Origin of the sequence: Sphingomonas sp. (assembly GCF_042091075.1) — a bacterium.
In the GTDB taxonomy this organism is placed as follows: domain Bacteria; phylum Pseudomonadota; class Alphaproteobacteria; order Sphingomonadales; family Sphingomonadaceae; genus Sphingomonas.
The window spans coordinates 15,741-31,512 of sequence record NZ_JBELIE010000018.1; the positions used below are offsets into that span (position 1 = coordinate 15,741).

Annotated in this window: 18 protein-coding genes; 8 read left to right on the plus strand and 10 right to left on the minus strand. The window is 67.5% G+C overall.

The annotated features are described in order from the left end of the window. Positions 1-12: 12 nt before the first annotated feature. Complete coding sequence (locus ACFDSW_RS03395) at positions 13-459, minus strand: MAPEG family protein (RefSeq protein WP_375248869.1); 447 nt, start codon at positions 457-459, stop codon at positions 13-15. A gap of 225 nt (positions 460-684) precedes the next feature. Between ACFDSW_RS03395 and rpmF the strand changes: the two genes are divergently transcribed. From rpmF to ACFDSW_RS03420, 5 genes are all read left to right on the plus strand, one after another. Further along, positions 685-864 carry a 50S ribosomal protein L32 gene (gene rpmF / locus ACFDSW_RS03400; protein WP_375248870.1) on the plus strand — a complete coding sequence of 60 codons (180 nt, stop codon included), beginning with the start codon at positions 685-687 and terminating at the stop codon, positions 862-864. A gap of 45 nt (positions 865-909) precedes the next feature. Further along, on the plus strand, positions 910-1,944 hold the full coding sequence (gene plsX / locus ACFDSW_RS03405) for a phosphate acyltransferase PlsX (protein ID WP_375248871.1): 1,035 nt from the start codon (positions 910-912) through the stop codon (positions 1,942-1,944). After that, positions 1,941-2,921 (plus strand): beta-ketoacyl-ACP synthase III, encoded by a 981-nt coding sequence (locus ACFDSW_RS03410; protein WP_375248872.1) that lies wholly within the window; start codon positions 1,941-1,943, stop codon positions 2,919-2,921. Before plsX ends, ACFDSW_RS03410 begins: the two co-directional genes overlap by 4 nt. 90 nt (positions 2,922-3,011) lie before the next feature. After that, positions 3,012-3,311, plus strand: a complete 300-nt coding sequence (locus ACFDSW_RS03415; protein WP_375248873.1) for an integration host factor subunit alpha — start codon at positions 3,012-3,014, stop codon at positions 3,309-3,311. Between the two features lie 5 nt (positions 3,312-3,316). Beyond that, positions 3,317-3,688, plus strand: coding sequence for a MerR family transcriptional regulator (locus ACFDSW_RS03420; RefSeq protein WP_375248874.1), 372 nt, complete (start codon positions 3,317-3,319; stop codon positions 3,686-3,688). On the opposite strand, the gene ACFDSW_RS03425 is transcribed toward ACFDSW_RS03420, so the two are convergent. Continuing rightward, positions 3,685-5,310, minus strand: a complete 1,626-nt coding sequence (locus tag ACFDSW_RS03425; RefSeq protein WP_375248875.1) for an alkaline phosphatase D family protein — start codon at positions 5,308-5,310, stop codon at positions 3,685-3,687. The genes ACFDSW_RS03420 and ACFDSW_RS03425 overlap by 4 nt on opposite strands. A 139-nt stretch (positions 5,311-5,449) precedes the next feature. Between ACFDSW_RS03425 and ACFDSW_RS03430 the strand changes: the two genes are divergently transcribed. Then, entirely contained in the window at positions 5,450-6,220 is a 771-nt protein-coding gene (locus ACFDSW_RS03430) for a DUF2334 domain-containing protein (RefSeq protein WP_375248876.1), read from the plus strand. Here ACFDSW_RS03430 and ACFDSW_RS03435 read toward each other — a convergent pair. The 8 genes from ACFDSW_RS03435 to pyrE form a co-directional block, all read right to left on the minus strand. Continuing rightward, a complete protein-coding gene (locus ACFDSW_RS03435) occupies positions 6,157-7,359 on the minus strand; it encodes a glycosyltransferase (protein ID WP_375248877.1) in 1,203 nt (400 codons plus the stop codon). The genes ACFDSW_RS03430 and ACFDSW_RS03435 overlap by 64 nt on opposite strands. 16 nt (positions 7,360-7,375) lie before the next feature. Then, positions 7,376-7,903 carry a DUF2141 domain-containing protein gene (locus tag ACFDSW_RS03440; protein ID WP_375248878.1) on the minus strand — a complete coding sequence of 176 codons (528 nt, stop codon included), beginning with the start codon at positions 7,901-7,903 and terminating at the stop codon, positions 7,376-7,378. Then, on the minus strand, positions 7,885-8,847 hold the full coding sequence (locus ACFDSW_RS03445; protein WP_375248879.1) for a hypothetical protein: 963 nt from the start codon (positions 8,845-8,847) through the stop codon (positions 7,885-7,887). The genes ACFDSW_RS03440 and ACFDSW_RS03445 overlap by 19 nt, the downstream gene beginning before the upstream one ends. A 102-nt stretch (positions 8,848-8,949) precedes the next feature. Next, on the minus strand, positions 8,950-10,038 hold the full coding sequence (locus tag ACFDSW_RS03450) for an AI-2E family transporter (RefSeq protein ID WP_375248880.1): 1,089 nt from the start codon (positions 10,036-10,038) through the stop codon (positions 8,950-8,952). Further along, the gene (gene lepB, locus ACFDSW_RS03455; protein ID WP_375248881.1) at positions 10,035-10,988 is read right to left on the minus strand and encodes a signal peptidase I; all 954 of its coding nucleotides are present in this window, start codon (positions 10,986-10,988) and stop codon (positions 10,035-10,037) included. Before lepB ends, ACFDSW_RS03450 begins: the two co-directional genes overlap by 4 nt. Then, on the minus strand, positions 10,989-11,405 hold the full coding sequence (gene acpS / locus ACFDSW_RS03460; RefSeq protein WP_375248882.1) for a holo-ACP synthase: 417 nt from the start codon (positions 11,403-11,405) through the stop codon (positions 10,989-10,991). After that, positions 11,405-12,139, minus strand: a complete 735-nt coding sequence (locus tag ACFDSW_RS03465; RefSeq protein WP_375248883.1) for a pyridoxine 5'-phosphate synthase — start codon at positions 12,137-12,139, stop codon at positions 11,405-11,407. Before ACFDSW_RS03465 ends, acpS begins: the two co-directional genes overlap by 1 nt. After that, positions 12,136-12,720 carry an orotate phosphoribosyltransferase gene (gene pyrE, locus ACFDSW_RS03470; RefSeq protein WP_375248887.1) on the minus strand — a complete coding sequence of 195 codons (585 nt, stop codon included), beginning with the start codon at positions 12,718-12,720 and terminating at the stop codon, positions 12,136-12,138. Before pyrE ends, ACFDSW_RS03465 begins: the two co-directional genes overlap by 4 nt. A gap of 213 nt (positions 12,721-12,933) precedes the next feature. On the opposite strand from pyrE, the gene coxB reads away from it, so the two are divergent. Further along, complete coding sequence (gene coxB / locus ACFDSW_RS03475) at positions 12,934-14,130, plus strand: cytochrome c oxidase subunit II (RefSeq protein ID WP_375248884.1); 1,197 nt, start codon at positions 12,934-12,936, stop codon at positions 14,128-14,130. 4 nt (positions 14,131-14,134) lie between these two features. Further along, a partial coding sequence (gene ctaD / locus ACFDSW_RS03480) for a cytochrome c oxidase subunit I (protein ID WP_375248885.1) occupies positions 14,135-15,772 on the plus strand: 1,638 nt, incomplete at its 3' end.

The window sequence follows — 15,772 nt, forward strand, 5'->3', positions numbered from 1 at the left end:
CGGGGATGCGTGCTATCGCTGCGCCGCGCGCGCCGGCATGAGCTGGATCGTGTCGGTCGCGGGGTGCGCGGCGGCGCCATAAGCGATTGCCAGCGCCCACCCGGCCAGCAGCGCCAGGATCACCCAGGTCAGCATCGCGCCGCCCGCGCGGAGCGGATTGGGGGCGGGCCGGGTCATTCCCAGGCCGTGCGCCACGCGCGACAGCACGAACGTCGCCCCCGCGACCCACAGCCACGTCGGCGAACCGCCCGCCAGTTCGATCGCGCCGATCAGCAGCACCACGAATGGCGCATATTCGGTATAATTGGCATGCGCGCGCTGGCGCGCGAACATCGCCTGATCGCCGCCGTCACCCAGCATGATCTTGCCGCGCATCCGCCCGGGCACGATTCGCATCGCCAGCCACAGGTTCAGCACCGCGGCCGCGGCGGCCATCGTCAGCGTCACCGGCAGGATCATCTTTCCCCTCCCCCTCGCTTATATACCGGGCGATCGTTCCGGCGTCGCAACCGTGCCACCCCCGCGCGCCGCTTGCAACCAGAAGGAAAATCGCTATAGGCGCGGTTCTTCGCGATGCGTGCCGATGCCCGGCTGCCAGCCGCGGCCGGCGATTGTGTCGACCGCGCTGCTACCGTGCACCGGCCCGTCGTTGTTTTTGAACTATAGACAGATCAAGGTGCCGCGATGGCCGTCCCCAAGCGAAAGACTTCTCCCTCCCGCCGTGGCATGCGCCGCGCGCACGACGCTCTCTCGGTAGAGGCGTTCCAGGAATGCCCGAATTGTGGTGAGCTGAAGCGCCCCCACAATCTGTGCACCGCCTGTGGCCATTATAACGGCCGCGAGGTCGTTGCGGTCGAGGCCTGAACGGGAATCGACGCCGCCTACTTTGATCAGGAGCGATAGCCAGTGATGTCCGACAGGTCCCGGATCGCCATCGACGCGATGGGCGGTGACGAGGGGCTGGCGGTCATGCTGGCCGGCGTGGCGCGTGCCCGCCGCCGCTACGACGACATCAGCTTCCTGCTGGTGGGCGACGAGACCGCGATCAGGGCGGGGCTGGCGAATCACCCCAATCTGTCGCAGCACAGCGAGATCGTCCACGCACCCGACGTGATCGCGGGCGACGAGAAGCCGAGCCAGGCGTTGCGCCGGGCGCGGACGACGTCGATGGGCATCGCGATCGACTGCGTGAAGCAGGGCCGCGCCGGCGCCGCGGTGTCCGCCGGCAATACCGGCGCGCTGATGGCGATGGCGAAGCTGTCGTTGCGGACGATGCCCGGGATCGATCGACCCGCGCTGGCCGCGCTGCTGCCGACGCTGGGCGAGAATGACGTGGTGGTGCTCGATCTCGGCGCGAACACCGAGTGCGATGCCCGCAACCTTGTGCAGTTCGCGGTGATGGGGGCGGCCTATGCGCGCACCACCCTCGACCTCGCCTCGCCACGAGTCGCGCTGCTCAACATCGGCAGCGAGGATCAGAAGGGCACCGAGGCGATTCGAGACGCTGCGCAGATGCTGCGAAAGGGCCCGCATCTGCCGATGACCTTCGCCGGGTTCGTCGAGGGCGATCGGCTGTCGCGCGGCGAACATGACGTGATCGTCTGCGACGGTTTCTCGGGCAATATCGCGCTGAAGACCGCCGAGGGCACGGCGCGTTTCGTTGCCGACCTGCTCAAGCGCGCCTTTCGCAGCTCGGTACGCTCGAAGCTTGGCTTCCTGATCTCGCGCCCGGCGACGGAGCTGCTGCGCGATCACCTCGATCCGAACAATCACAATGGCGCTGTTTTCCTGGGGCTCAACGGGCTTGTCGTGAAAAGCCATGGCGGCGCGAACGAACGCGGCGTCGCCACCGCGATCGGCAATGCCGCGAAGATGGTGAAAGCCGATCTCGCCCGGCGGATCGCCGAGGATCTGGGCAATTTCGAATCGAAGGCGGCGGCATGATCCGTTCGGTCCTGACGGGTACCGGCTCCGCCCTGCCGGCGCGCCGTGTATCGAATGCCGAACTTGCGCAGCAGGTGGATACGACGGACGAGTGGATCGTCGAACGGACTGGCATCCGCTTTCGCCATATCGCCGGCCCCGATGAAACCACCGCGACGCTCGCGGCCGATGCGTGCAAGGCGGCTCTGGCCGCCGCCGGTCTCCGCGCGCAGGACATCGACCTGATCGTGCTCGCCACCGCCACGCCCGACCAGACCTTTCCCGCCACCGCGACCAAGGTGCAGGCGATGCTGGGCATCGACGACTGCGTCGCCTTCGACGTCGCTGCGGTCTGTTCGGGTTTCCTCTATGCGGTGCAGGTTGCGGACGCGATGCTGCGATCCGGCGTTCAGCGTCGCGCGCTGGTGATCGGCGCGGAAACGTTCAGCCGCATCCTCGACTGGCAGGATCGCACCACCTGCGTGTTGTTCGGCGACGGGGCCGGCGCGGTCGTGCTGGAAGCGCGCGATACCGCGGACGACGCCGGCGATCCGGCGGCGCAGGGCATCCTCGCCACCCGGCTGCACGCGGACGGGCGACATAACGAGCTGCTCTATGTCGATGGCGGTCCTTCGACCACCGGCACCGTCGGCAAGCTGCGGATGAAGGGGCGCGAGGTGTTCCGCCACGCCGTGGTGAACCTTGCCGCGGTGATGGAGGAGGCGTTGCGGGCCGCCGGCCTGTCGACCTCGGCGGTCGATTGGGTGGTGCCGCACCAGGCGAACGCCCGCATCCTGGACGCCACCGCGCGCAAGCTGTCGCTGCCGGCGGACAAGGTGGTGATGACGGTCGATCGGCATGCGAATACCTCCGCCGCATCGGTGCCGCTCGCGCTGGATACCGCGATGCGCGACGGTCGCATCCTTCCGGGACAGATTGTAGTGCTCGAGGCGATGGGTGGGGGGTTCACCTGGGGCGCCGCGGTGATTAGGGTTTAACCTCTATCAGGTTCGTTAAGCCGATCGACATGGTGGGAATGACGGACTAACATTCGACGTTGCCAACCTTTTTGGGGGAAGAGGACGGAAATGACGGAGGCAGGCACGCTCACGCGGGCAGATCTCGCGGAGTCGCTGCATCGGCAGGTCGGATTGTCGCGCGCGGACTCGGCACGACTGGTCGAACAGATTCTTGAAAAGATGTGCACGGCGCTGTCCAACGGCGAGAATGTGAAGATCTCGGGCTTCGGCACGTTCGTGCTGCGCGACAAGGGGGAGCGCATCGGACGCAACCCCAAGACCGGGATTGAAGTGCCGATCGCGCCGCGGCGCGTGCTGACCTTCCGTGCCAGCCAGATGATGCGCGACAAGATTATCGGCGGCGGCTGACGGGGGTGGCGTCGGAAACCAAGTCCGCCGCCGCATTCCGCACCATCGGCGAGGTCGTCCAGACGACCGGGATCGCCGCCCACGTGCTGCGCTATTGGGAAGCGCGTTTTCCGCAATTGCGGCCGGTCACGCGCGCGGGCAACCGCCGTTACTACCGACCCGAGGATATTGCGCTGGTCGAACGGATCGACCGGCTGCTGAATCACGAGGGTTATACGATTAAAGGGGTGCAGCAACTGCTGGCCACTGACCCGCGCGTGCCCGTGGCAACCGCGGACGACCCGCTGATGACGCTCCGCCATATCCGCGCGCTGCTCGCGCAGGCGCTTGAGGACGATGAGGGGGCGTCACTGACGACCCCTCCCATGGGCGCCTAGGCCGTCATCACGCGCTGCCCGCGCATCACCTCGGCGCTATGCCCCACCGTCGCGGTCGGGCGTCGATCGCGGATCGTATCGACGAACAGCCAGTCGTTGCGCACGCGCTCCGGGGTGATCGTCAGCGCCATATAGCCGCGCCGCGACGTGTCGCACCATTTCAGCTCCGGATTGGCCGCTACCATCGCACGCGCCACGTCGCGCGGATCCCGCTTGATCGCGCTTTCGTAGCCGGGCGAGGTCACCGCATGCCCGGCGAACTCGACCCCCGCCGGACCATCCTGCGCCAGGTCGAATGCCCAGGCGTTGTGGCTGTCGCCGCAGATCACGATCAGGTTCGCCTCCGCCGCCTGCGCGCTTTTCAGGAAGCGTGCGCGCGCCGAGGGATAGCCGCCCCACGAATCGAGATTGCCCGGCAATCCTGCCTGGGACGCGGCGATCGACGCCGTGACATAGCCCACCGCGCGCTTGTTGCCGGGATCGATCCAGCTTCCCGCCACTTCGGGCGTCCGCAAATTGCCGAGGATCGTGCCGAAGCCGACCACCTGCCATTTCTGCCCCTGCCGCACGGAGCGGGTCAAATCATGCGCCAGCCAGCTTTCCTGTTGCGATCCCAGCATCGTCACCGCCGGATCCGACCAGGCACCGTCGCGGAACGCCTTCAGCGCGGTCGCCGGATCGCCGCTGCCGATGATGTCGGCGATCTCGTTCTGACGGGAGCGCGCGAACAGCCGCGTCTCGGTGCGCCACAGCGTCGCGAGCGTGCCGATGTCATAGGCTTTCCACGGTTCGTCCGAGACCGGCATCCACTCGCGATAGGCCTGCACCGCGGCGGCGCGGCGCGTGTTCCAGTCGCCTTCGGTCGCGGGATCGTGGTTCTGGGCGCCGCCCTCCCACGAATCGTTCGCGCTTTCGTGATCGTCCCATTGCACGATCCACGGCACGCGAGCGTGCAATGCCTGCAGATCCGGGTCGGCGCGATAGCTGGCATAGCGCAGGCGATAGTCCGCAAGATGGATCGTTTCCGCCAGCGGTTGCGGCACGCGTCCGGCCACCTGCGCCGCGGCCGGCGGGTAATTGCCGGGTGAATATTCGTAGAAATAGTCGCCGAGGTGGATCGCGCAATCGATATCGTCGCGCGCGGCGGCATGGCCATAGGCGTTGAACCAGCCGAACCCGAAATTCGAGCAGGAGAAGACCGCCGCGCGCCACATCGGCGCCGCGCTATCGGGCAGGGTCTTCGTCTCGCCCACCGGCGAGCGCGTGCCGTCCGCCGCGATGAAGCGATAATGATAGCGCTGCCCGGCGCGCAGGCCATCGACCGTGATCTTCACCGTCCAGTCGCGCCAGGCGCCGGTGATCGCCGCGCCGGTGGCGACGATGCGCGCGAAATCGGGGGTCTCGCTCACTTCCGCGACGAGTCGCGCCGAATCCCCGGCGGCGGGAACGAAGCGCGTCCACAACAGCATCGAATCCGCGCCGGGCTCGCCGCTGGCGACCGAATGCGTGAAGCCTCGCGCCGCCAGCACGGTCTGGGCGACACCAAGGCCGGGCACGGCGAAGGCGCCAAGCCCCAAGGTTCCGGTGACAAGCAGGCTACGGCGGGAAAGCGTCAGCGGCATCCGGAGCATCCTTTGGTGAAGGCAGTACGATCGACCCGATGGCGATGCGCCGCAATCGGTGACGCTATGATGACAGCCGCGCCGCCGAGGGTAGATGAATGGTTGAATTGCTGTCTCGCGCATGCTTGGAACCGGGCCCATGAAGCGCCTTCTCGCCTCGATCCACGATGTCTCGCCCCGCTTCGAAAGCGCGGTCGATCAGTTGCTTGATCGTCTTGCGCCGCATGTCGGCACACGGCTCGCGATGCTGGTGGTGCCCGATCACTGGAACCAGGCGCCGATCACCGCTGCGTTCGGCGCGCGCCTGCGCGCCTGGGCCGACGCGGGAATCGAGATGTTCGTCCACGGCTGGTCGCATCTCGACGACTCGGCGCACCGCGGGGCGGCGGCGCTGAAAGCGAAGCATATGACCGCGGGCGAGGGTGAGTTTCTGGGCCTCGACCATGCCGAGGCGCTGGCGCGGATGCGGCGCGGCAAGGCGCTGGTCGAGGATCTGACCGGGCGCGCCGCGACCGGCTTCATCGCGCCGGCGTGGCTCTATTCGGATGATGCCCGCATCGCGCTCGGCGATGCCGGTTTCGCGTTGGCGGAGGACCATGCCCGCGTCTGGCGGCCGGGCGTCGAGGGCCGCGCCGCGATCGTCGCGCGTGGCCCGGTGATCACCTGGGCGAGCCGTTCACGGCCGCGTCAGCTCAGCTCGCTGGCGGCCGCCGCGATCCTGCGCCATGTGTTGCAGCCAAGCGAGACGGTGCGGATCGCGGTGCACCCCGGCGACGTGACGGTGCCGCAATTGCTCGACAGCATCGACTGGACCTTCGCCGCCTTCCCGAGGCATCGCGCGTCCGCCTATGCGGACCTTCTGCCCGCGACCGCGCCGGGATCGGCGGCGCGCGCGTCGATCATCGCCTGATAATGCGCCACGAGCGCGGCGGCATGGTCGCGGTCGCTTAGCACCGTTTCCGACGCGACCAGCGCGGCGCGGCGCACCAGCGGCCGATCGCGCAACAACAGCCGCACGATCGCGGCGGCGCATTCATAGGCGTTGCCGCCACGATAGGTTTCGGCATAGGCGGGCTTCGCCACCGCCGCCGCGCCGCCCTTGTCGGGAACGATCAGCGGCAGACCGGAGGCAAGCGCTTCCGACGCGACCATGCCGAACGTCTCGCTGGTGCAGCCGTGGATGAAGGCGTCGGCGCTCGCCATCAATGACGCCAGCTGAACGCGATCATAGACCGGCTGGAACAGCCGGACGTGCGGACTATCGGCGATATGGCGTTCCAGCGTGCGGGTGTCGGGGCCAAGCCCCAACAGCACCAGCCCGACCGGCAGGCGGGTGCCCGCGCGCCGCACCGCGTCGATCACCATCGGCCATTGCTTTTCAGGATGGTGCCGCCCGACGCCGATCAGCAGATGTGCATCCTCCGGCAGCCCGCATTGCGCCAGCATCGCCGCGCGCAACGCCGGACTGCGCAGCGCGGGCGAGAAATGCTGCCGCTCGATCCCCAGCGTCATCGTCGCGTCGATCCGCAGCCCGCGCGCGGTAAGGCGGTCGGTTAGCGTCGGCCCGTTGGTGACGATCGTGTTGAACGGCGCCATCATCCGCGTCATATACCGGTCGTACCAGCCGAACGCGCGCTCGATCGTCGCTTCCGACGCGACCCGGGCGAACCATCGCTTGGGATAGGCTTCCTTGTTGTCGTTGTGCAGGAACCACGATTTGATCGCGGGGCCCTGCCAGCCGGCGACGATCCGCGCGGAACGCCACGGCGAGCAATTCTCGACCACGTCGGGCTTGAGTTCGTCGAGCAGGCGGTGGACCGGCGCGGCCTCCCAGAACAGGCCGTAGTTCGAGTCGAACGGCAATCCCGGCGCCTTGACGAAGATGATCTTCGATCCGCCGGGCCGTTCCTCGATCCGGTCCTCGCGCCCCGGCGCGATCACGATCTGCTCATGCCCCAGTTCCGGCAGGATCGCGAGCTTGCGATCGATATACGAGCGCACGCCGCCCCCGGTGGGCGAATAGAGTTCGTTGACGTCGACGATCCGCATCGGCCTCGTCTCCTTCTTATCCGATGGGCCCGAAGCCGCCCAACCCGCGCAGATATTGCATGCGCACGCTGGTGGTGGTGATTCCCGGCCCCACGTCGATCAGCGCATCGGCCAGCTTCGGTTTGGCCCGGCCGATGCGGCGGTTCGACGGAAAGCCCGCGCCGTCGCTCCAGAAGTTGAATTTGCGCTTGCCGTCGCGATCATGGCCGACGAACAGCGCCCAGCGACCCGGACGCGGCACCCGGATGCACATCGTCGCGCCGCCGCCAGCCGGCACCGGCACGGTGACGCGGCGGAACGGCTTGCCCTGCGCGGTCAGCTCGTCTTCCCCGGCGAGGAAATCGTCCTCATTGGCCGGATACAGTTCCAGCTTCAGTTCGCCCCGCATATCCTTCAGCCCGGTGATCGCGACCCGTACGGCCGGACCTTGCCCGGTGTTGCAGGCCGCGGCGTCACTGCCCAGTACCTGTGCCCGCGCGGCAGGCGCGCCAGCCGTGGCGACGATCGCCGCCGCGAGCGCGAGGCTCAGCCCGTTGCGTCCCAATCCCGCTTCCTTTCCCACAGATACTCCACGCCGAACGATGCGGTCAGCAACAGATGCATCGCCAATGTCGAAGCGCCGGTGAAGGCCATCAAGTCCGACAAGGCTTTATCATGCCCGATGATCAGGATCGCGAAGGTGGCGAAAAGCAGGTCTTTGTTGGGCACCAGCGGCAGGCGCGACACCAGCTGGCGCCCGGCGACGAGGAACATCCAGATGCCGAGCGGCACCGCGGGGATGACGAATCCCCAGGCCAGCGCGATCGCAACGTTCGCGAATGCGATCCGCGCCAGCTCCATCCAGAAGATGAACCACAACTCTCGGCGGGTCAGCGAAAACACCCGCGACGAGAAGAACAGGAACAGCGCCGGCAGCACCATCGCGAGCCCGAGCGACCACAGGATCATGCGCAGGATGTGCGGCTCGATCAGTTCATAGCCGAGCGGCAGCGCGACCGCGCCGAGCACCAGCGCCGACAGATTGCCGGCGATCGCGGACAGGATGCTGACGTCCTTCACCGCGCCAAACGGCGCCGCGACCATCTTCAGCCGGGCGCTGGCCCAGGCGTAGAAATAGGCGTCGCCCGAATAGCCGATCAGCACGTCATTGGCGACCCGCTTGCGGTTCAGCGCCATGAAGGCCGAGGGCGGCACCGCCCACAATCGCCGGAAGATCAGAAATTCGAACGCCGGCACCGCGAAATATGACAGCAGGAAGAAGAGGTAGAATCCGGGCGACGCGGGCACCGCCCGCCGCAGCCCGGCAAGGCCCTGGCCGAACAGTTCCTCGAGCAACCCGATCAGCATCGCGATCGTCACCGCCGCGCCCAGGATCTTCGGCCAGCGACGCTTCAGGGTCTCGACCGGCTGCAACGCCGCGAGAGAGGCGGAAACGTGTTCGGCGGAAGACGGGTTGGGTGTCGGGTCGTCGGCGCGCAATCGGTTCATCCTGCATCCCGTGCGCAGGGCGCGGAACGGTCCTGCCTGTAGAGCCTTGCGCCCGTCCTGCCAATGGCGCGCCGATCGCCACCTCCCGGCGCGCTCGCGCGGTCAGTCCTCGGAAGGCGTGGCGCCGTCTTCCTCCAGCCGCTCGGCGCGACGCTCCATCGCGGCCTTCACCATCGCGGTCATCGGGTCGGCCAGGGCGAGACCGAGGATGCCGAACAGCGCGCTGGCCATGATCTGCGCGCCCAGCGTCAGCGCAGGGGGCAGATCGACCGTGCGCTTCGCCACCATGGGAATGACCACATAGCCGTCGAAGGTCTGCACCACGATATAGACGACGATCGCGACCACCCCGGTATGCACCCCGGCGGAAAAGCCCACCGCGACCATCAACGCGCCCGAGATGAAGGCACCCACGTTGGGGATGAACGCCAGCAGCCCGGTCATGATGCCGAGGATCAGCGCCATCGGCACCCCGGCGATCCACAGCGCGACCGCGGTCAGGACCCCTTCGAACGCCATGCCCAGCAGGCGCCCCGCCAGCAAGCGGCGCAGCGTCTCTCCCATCCGGCGCAGCGTCAGCGCGAATTCGGTGCGCTGCGCCGCCGGGATCATCCATTGCAGCCCGCGCTCATAGATGTGCGGATCCATCGCGACGAACAGGCCGATGACCATGATCATGAACAGACTGGTGATCGCGCCCGCCGCGGTGCCGAGCCACGACGTGACCCGCCCTACCGAGGACAATGCCTGCCGCGCCATGCCGCTCAGGTCGGAGACGCCGGGCATCAGTCCGTGCGATGACAACCATGACGCCGCGCGACCGATCTGCGCCTCGATCGTCGAGCGCAACTGCATCACCTGATCGGTGATCTGCACGCCGGCGAGGTAGAAGGTGCCGAACAGGAAGGCGATCGTCAGCAGGCAGACGATCAGCAGCCGCCATCCGCGCCCGATCGGCAACACCCGGCCCAGCAATCGCACGCCGCCATCCAGCAGCGCGGCGAAGACCAGCCCGGCGAAGATGATCAGCAGCGGCTGGATCAGCAGGACGATCAACGCGATCGCACTCGCCATGCCGAGCCACACCGCCGCCTTGCGCAATTCGTTGCGGGTGGCCTCGTCGCGCACCTCGTGCGGGCTCGGGCCGGGGGTGACGGACACCTGTTCGCGGGCGGTGGCGGGATCGCTCATCGCACACGCTCGGCATGGAGCGACGTGCCGGTGCGCCCGGCGCGGAACGCCCCCGGCCAGGTCAGCGGGTTGAGCGTCGCCTCCCCGTCGAGCGAGAAGGTGATGAATTCAGCACGCCCGCCCAGATTCTCATAGGGCACCGGGCCGCCCAGGCCGCGCTCGAACCCGCCCAGCGCGAAGCGGCTGTCGGCGGAACGATCGCGATTGTCGCCCATCAGAAAGACATGCCCGGCGGGGATCGTGACCGGGCCATAATTGTCGCCCGGGCTGTCCGATTCGAGGTCGACGGTGTCGTAGCGACGGCCGTTGGGCAGCGTCTCGGTCACGATTGGCAGGTGGCAGACCATCGAACCGTCCGGGCGGACGATGCGTGCCTGATAATATTGCGCGGGATCGCAGGTGGCGTTCCGGTCGACCGGCAGATCGCGGTAATGCGGCGCGCTGCGCGTCACCGGCCGCCCATTGAGGATCACCACCCCGCCGCGCACCGCCAGCGTGTCGCCGGGCAGGCCGATGACGCGCTTGATATAGTCGCTCGACTGCCCCGGCGGGGTGACGATGACGACATCGCCGCGCTCGGGCAGGCGACCGAACAGCCGGCCATGGATGAACGGCAATTGCACCGACCAGCTGTCGACCGGCTGGTGCAGCACGACGTCACGCATGATCGCGACCGGATTGGGAATCGTCGGCGAGACGAACGACCAGCCATAGGCGAATTTGGAAACCACCAGCCGATCACCCACCATCAGCCCCGGCAGCATCGATTCGCTCGGGATATAGAACGGCTTGGCGATGAAGCTGTGAAAGCCGAGCACCGCCAGCAATAGCCACAGCAGCCCTTTCACCTCGCTCCACCAGTCGAACCGGGCGGGCGGGTTGTCGCCAGTCGCCTCGGTGGGGACGGGGTCTCCGGAACGGTCGCCGGGCAGGGCCATATCGTCACTCATTCACTTGCTTTCGTCCCCGGCGGGCACCGCCTCGATGATCACGAACGCCTGTGCCCAGGGGTGATCGTCGGTCAACGTCAGATGGATGCGCGCGACATGGCCGGCCGGGATCATCGTGTCGAGCCGCTCGCGCGCGCCGCCGGTCAGCGCCAGCGTCGGCGCGCCCGAACGTTGATTGACGACCCCGATATCCTTCATGAACACCCCGGCCTTGAAGCCGGTGCCGACCGCCTTGGCGAACGCTTCCTTGGCGGCGAAGCGCTTCGCATAGGTGCCGGCGCGGGTATAGGGCCGTCGCGCCGCCTTGGCGCGCTCCGCGGCGGTGAACACCCGCGCTTCGAACCGCTCGCCGAAGCGATCGAGCGAGGCCTGGATCCGCTCGATATTGCACAGGTCGGAGCCGAGCCCGACGATCATTATCGCGCGCTTTCCATCAGCGCCTTCATCCGCCGAACGCTCGCCTCCAGCCCGACGAAGATCGCCTCGCCGATCAGGAAATGGCCGATGTTCAGCTCCCTTAGCTGCGGGATGGCGGCGACGGGCACGACATTGTCAAATGTCAGCCCATGGCCGGCGTGCACCTCGATGCCGTTCTTCGCCGCCAGCGCGGCGGCCTCGGAGAGGCGGCGCAGCTCCGCACCGCGCTGTTCCCCGTCAAGATCCGCGTATCGCCCGGTATGCAGCTCCACCACCGGCGCGCCCAGTGACACCGCCGCCGCGATCTGGCGCGGGTCGGGTTCGATGAACAGCGACACCCGGACGCCGGCATCGCGCAGCGCGCGCACCATCGGGGCCAGGCGATGATGGTGCCCGGCGGCATCGATCCCACCCTCGGTGGTCCGCTCCTCCCGCTTTTCGGGAACGATACAGGCGGCATGCGGGCGATGCCGCAGCGCGATCGCGAGCATCTCGTCGGTGGCCGCCATTTCCAGGTTGAGCGGAATGGCGAGCCCGTGCGCCAGCCGCTCGATATCGCCATCGGTGATGTGGCGACGATCCTCGCGCAGATGTGCGGTGATGCCGTCCGCGCCGGCATCGGCGGCCAGCAGCGCGGCGCGGACCGGATCGGGCAGCGCGCCGCCGCGCGCGTTGCGCACCGTCGCGACGTGATCGATGTTGACACCGAGACGCAGCGGCGCGGCGCCGGTCATGCGGCGGCCCGGCTGCCGGGCTTGATCGCGGGGATCGCGGCCAGTTCGGGCGGCACCGCGTCCGCTTCATAAGTGGGTACGTCGAGCCGGATCAGCGGATAGAAGGGCACGCCGATATCGGCGGTGCCCGATGAGCGGTCCACCAGCGCGGCACCGGCGATCACGCGCCCGCCGGCCGCCTCGATCGCCTTGATCGCCTCACGCGAGGACAGCCCCGTCGTGACGACATCCTCCATCATCAGCACCTCCTGCCCCGGTGACAGGCGGAAGCCGCGGCGCAGCTCGAACGTGCCGGTGGGGCGCTCGACGAACATCGCCTCCACCCCCAGCGCGCGGGCCATTTCATGCCCGGCGATCACCCCGCCCATCGCCGGCGACACGACCGCGGTGATCCGGGCGCGCAGCGCCTCGGGCAGCGTGGCGGCGAGCGCCGACGCCAGCCGCGCGCCGCGGCGCGGGTCCATCAGCACACGCGCGCATTGCAGGTATCGCGGGCTGCGCAATCCCGAAGAAAGGATGAAATGCCCCTCGAGCAGGGCATCGGCGGCACGGAATTCCGCGAGCACCGCTGCTTCGTCCATCGTGTCGGTCATCGGAACGTCACGCCTCCTGCCGCGCGCCATAGAAGCGCCGTCGTCGCGGCGCAACGCGGCATCCTCTCAAAACGAGTGTTTCAGTCCCCCTTGAGGCGTTGGGTTCGTCTGCCTATAGGTCGAGCGTGGAGGGGCGATCACTCGCCCGGTATGCGCCGGTGCCTGGCCGCGTGTACGACGAGCAGGGGTGACGATAGAACGATGCTGAACACCGGGTTCAAGGGATGGATGCTCGCCGCGAGCCTGGCATTCGCCGGGCTGGCCGGAGGCGCGTCGGCGCTGGCACAGGCGCCTGCGCCCGCCGCGACGTCTCCCGCCACGGCCGCGACCGCGGCGCCGACCGGGCTGCGTCCCGCCGATTCGAATCAGGGCCCGGCCGGCGGCTCGGTGCAGAAGGCCGATGCCGCGCCCGCGTCGCCCTCGCTGGCGCAGGACGGCGCGCCGGCGATGAGCCCCAGCCCGATGATCGGCCAGCCGACCGATGGCCTGGCACGGATCCAGCCGCAGGTAACCAAGAATGGCCAGCGCGCGCACTGGTTTCACGATCGCGTGCTGTTCCCGCTGATCACCGCGATCTCGATCCTCGTTCTCGTCCTGCTCGCGATCGTCGTCGTGCGGTTCCGCGCTTCGGCGAACCCGACGCCATCGAAGACCAGCCACAACACGCTGATCGAGGTGGCGTGGACGCTGGTGCCGGTGCTGATCCTGGTGGCGATCGCGGTGCCCTCGATCGGGCTGCTGCAGGCGCAGTTCAAACCTGCCCCGGCCAATGCGGTGACGCTGAAGGCGATCGGCAACCAGTGGTTTTGGAGCTATCAATATCCCGATCACGGCGGGATCGAGATCACCGCCAACATGCTGAAGGAGCGGAATCAGGTCGGCGCGGGTGAGCGATTCCGGACCGACTCCGACGGGCCTCGCCTGATGGCCGCGGACAATCGCGTCGTCCTGCCGGTCGGCGTGCCGATCCGCCTGATCACGACCGCGAACGACGTGATCCACAGCTGGGCGGTGCCCGCCTTCTGGATCAAGCTGGACGCGATCCCGGGGCGCCTGAACGAGACCAGCTTCACGATCGAGAAGCCGGGCCTGTATTTCGGCCAGTGCAGCGAGCTGTGCGGCGCGCGCCACGCCTTCATGCCGATCGCGGTGGAGGCGGTGTCGCCGGCCCAGTTCGCGGCCTGGATCCGTGCCAAGGGAGGATCGATGCCCGCGGCCAATACGCCGTCGAACGCGGTGATCCCGCAGCCGGGCGCCGACAATTCGGCGGCGGTGATGACCGATGCTGCCGACGCCGGCAACCTGACGGGCCCGACCGAGAACGGTACCGATACCCCCACCACTTCCCCGCAGGGCGCAACCGGCAACCCCGGTGGCGTCGGCGAAGCCGGACGCTGAGACCATGACCGATACCGCGCTCCACCCGTCCGCCTTCCAGGCGCACGACCACGGCCATCATGACGCGCATGCCGATCACAAACCCGGCTTCTTCGCGCGCTGGTTCATGTCCACCAACCATAAGGACATCGGCACGCTGTATCTGATCTTCGCGATCGTCGCGGGGATCATCGGCGGGGCGATCTCGGGGCTGATGCGCGCCGAGCTGATGCATCCGGGGATCCAGTATCTACCCGCCTGGGCGGCGATGCTGCACGGCGGCGACCAGACCTTCGATCAGGCGCTGCACCTGTGGAACGTGCTGGTGACCGCGCACGGGCTGATCATGGTGTTCTTCATGGTCATGCCGGCGATGATCGGCGGGTTCGGCAACTGGTTCGTGCCGATCATGATCGGCGCGCCCGACATGGCGTTCCCGCGCATGAACAACGTGTCGTTCTGGCTGCTCGTCCCGGCGTTCATCCTGCTGCTCGCCTCGCCGTTCTTCGGGGGTGCGGGCACCGGCTGGACCGTCTACGCGCCGCTCTCCACCTACGGTGAGCCGGGGCCGAGCGTCGACATGGCGATCCTGTCGCTCCACCTGGCGGGCGCCAGCTCGATCCTGGGCGCGATCAACTTCATCACCACGATCTTCAACATGCGCGCGCCGGGCATGACGCTGCACAAGATGCCGTTGTTCGCCTGGTCGGTGCTGGTGACCGCGTTCCTGCTCCTGCTGGCGTTGCCGGTGCTGGCCGCCGCGATCACGATGCTGCTGACCGACCGCAATTTCGGCACCACCTTCTATGATCCGGCCGGTGGTGGCGATCCGGTGCTGTACCAGCATCTGTTCTGGTTCTTCGGCCATCCCGAAGTGTACATCATGATCCTGCCGGGCTTCGGCATCATCAGCCACATCGTGGCGACGTTCAGCCGCAAGCCGGTGTTCGGCTATCTCGGCATGGCCTATGCCATGGTCGCGATCGGCGTGGTGGGCTTCGTCGTGTGGGCGCACCACATGTTCACCACCGGCATGAGCGTGAACGTGAAGATGTACTTCACCGCCGCGACGATGGTGATCGCGGTGCCGACGGGCATCAAGATCTTCTCGTGGATCGCGACGATGTGGGGCGGCTCGCTGCGCTTTCCGACTCCGATGGTCTGGGCGATCGGCTTCATCTTCATGTTCACCGTCGGCGGCGTGACCGGCGTGGTGCTCGCCAATGGCGGCGTCGACGATTACATGCAGGACACATATTACGTCGTCGCGCACTTCCACTACGTGCTCAGCCTGGGCGCGGTATTCTCGCTCTTCGCCGGTTTCTATTACTGGTTCCCGAAGATGTCGGGGAAGATGTACTCGGAGGTGCTCGGCCAGCTGCATTTCTGGGTGTTCTTCGTCGGCGTGAATTTGCTGTTCTTCCCGATGCACTTCCTCGGCCTGCAGGGCATGCCGCGCCGCTACCCGGACTATCCGGACGGGTTCGCGCATTGGAACAATATCGCGACGATCGGCTATATGATCATGGCGGCCGGCATGGCGATCTTCTTCGTCAACATCCTGTGGTCGCTGATCGCGGGCAAGAAGGCGCCGGATAATCCCTGGGGCGAGGGGGCGACGACGCTGGAGTGGACGCTGTCCAGCCCGCCACCGTTCCACCAG

Excerpts from the sequence above, each read along its gene's own strand:
- ACFDSW_RS03465 (WP_375248883.1), bottom strand. The coding sequence starts at position 12,139 with ATGACCGGCGCCGCGCCGCTGCGTCTCGGTGTCAACATCGATCACGTC.
- ACFDSW_RS03395 (WP_375248869.1), bottom strand. The coding sequence starts at position 459 with ATGATCCTGCCGGTGACGCTGACGATGGCCGCCGCGGCCGCGGTGCTG.
- ACFDSW_RS03450 (WP_375248880.1), bottom strand. The coding sequence starts at position 10,038 with ATGAGCGATCCCGCCACCGCCCGCGAACAGGTGTCCGTCACCCCCGGC.
- rpmF (WP_375248870.1), top strand. The coding sequence starts at position 685 with ATGGCCGTCCCCAAGCGAAAGACTTCTCCCTCCCGCCGTGGCATGCGC.
- ACFDSW_RS03415 (WP_375248873.1), top strand. The coding sequence starts at position 3,012 with ATGACGGAGGCAGGCACGCTCACGCGGGCAGATCTCGCGGAGTCGCTG.
- ACFDSW_RS03425 (WP_375248875.1), bottom strand. The coding sequence starts at position 5,310 with ATGCCGCTGACGCTTTCCCGCCGTAGCCTGCTTGTCACCGGAACCTTG.
- ACFDSW_RS03445 (WP_375248879.1), bottom strand. The coding sequence starts at position 8,847 with ATGAACCGATTGCGCGCCGACGACCCGACACCCAACCCGTCTTCCGCC.
- ACFDSW_RS03430 (WP_375248876.1), top strand. The coding sequence starts at position 5,450 with ATGAAGCGCCTTCTCGCCTCGATCCACGATGTCTCGCCCCGCTTCGAA.
- lepB (WP_375248881.1), bottom strand. The coding sequence starts at position 10,988 with ATGAGTGACGATATGGCCCTGCCCGGCGACCGTTCCGGAGACCCCGTC.
- coxB (WP_375248884.1), top strand. The coding sequence starts at position 12,934 with ATGCTGAACACCGGGTTCAAGGGATGGATGCTCGCCGCGAGCCTGGCA.
- ACFDSW_RS03410 (WP_375248872.1), top strand. The coding sequence starts at position 1,941 with ATGATCCGTTCGGTCCTGACGGGTACCGGCTCCGCCCTGCCGGCGCGC.
- plsX (WP_375248871.1), top strand. The coding sequence starts at position 910 with ATGTCCGACAGGTCCCGGATCGCCATCGACGCGATGGGCGGTGACGAG.
- acpS (WP_375248882.1), bottom strand. The coding sequence starts at position 11,405 with ATGATCGTCGGGCTCGGCTCCGACCTGTGCAATATCGAGCGGATCCAG.
- pyrE (WP_375248887.1), bottom strand. The coding sequence starts at position 12,720 with ATGGACGAAGCAGCGGTGCTCGCGGAATTCCGTGCCGCCGATGCCCTG.
- ACFDSW_RS03435 (WP_375248877.1), bottom strand. The coding sequence starts at position 7,359 with ATGCGGATCGTCGACGTCAACGAACTCTATTCGCCCACCGGGGGCGGC.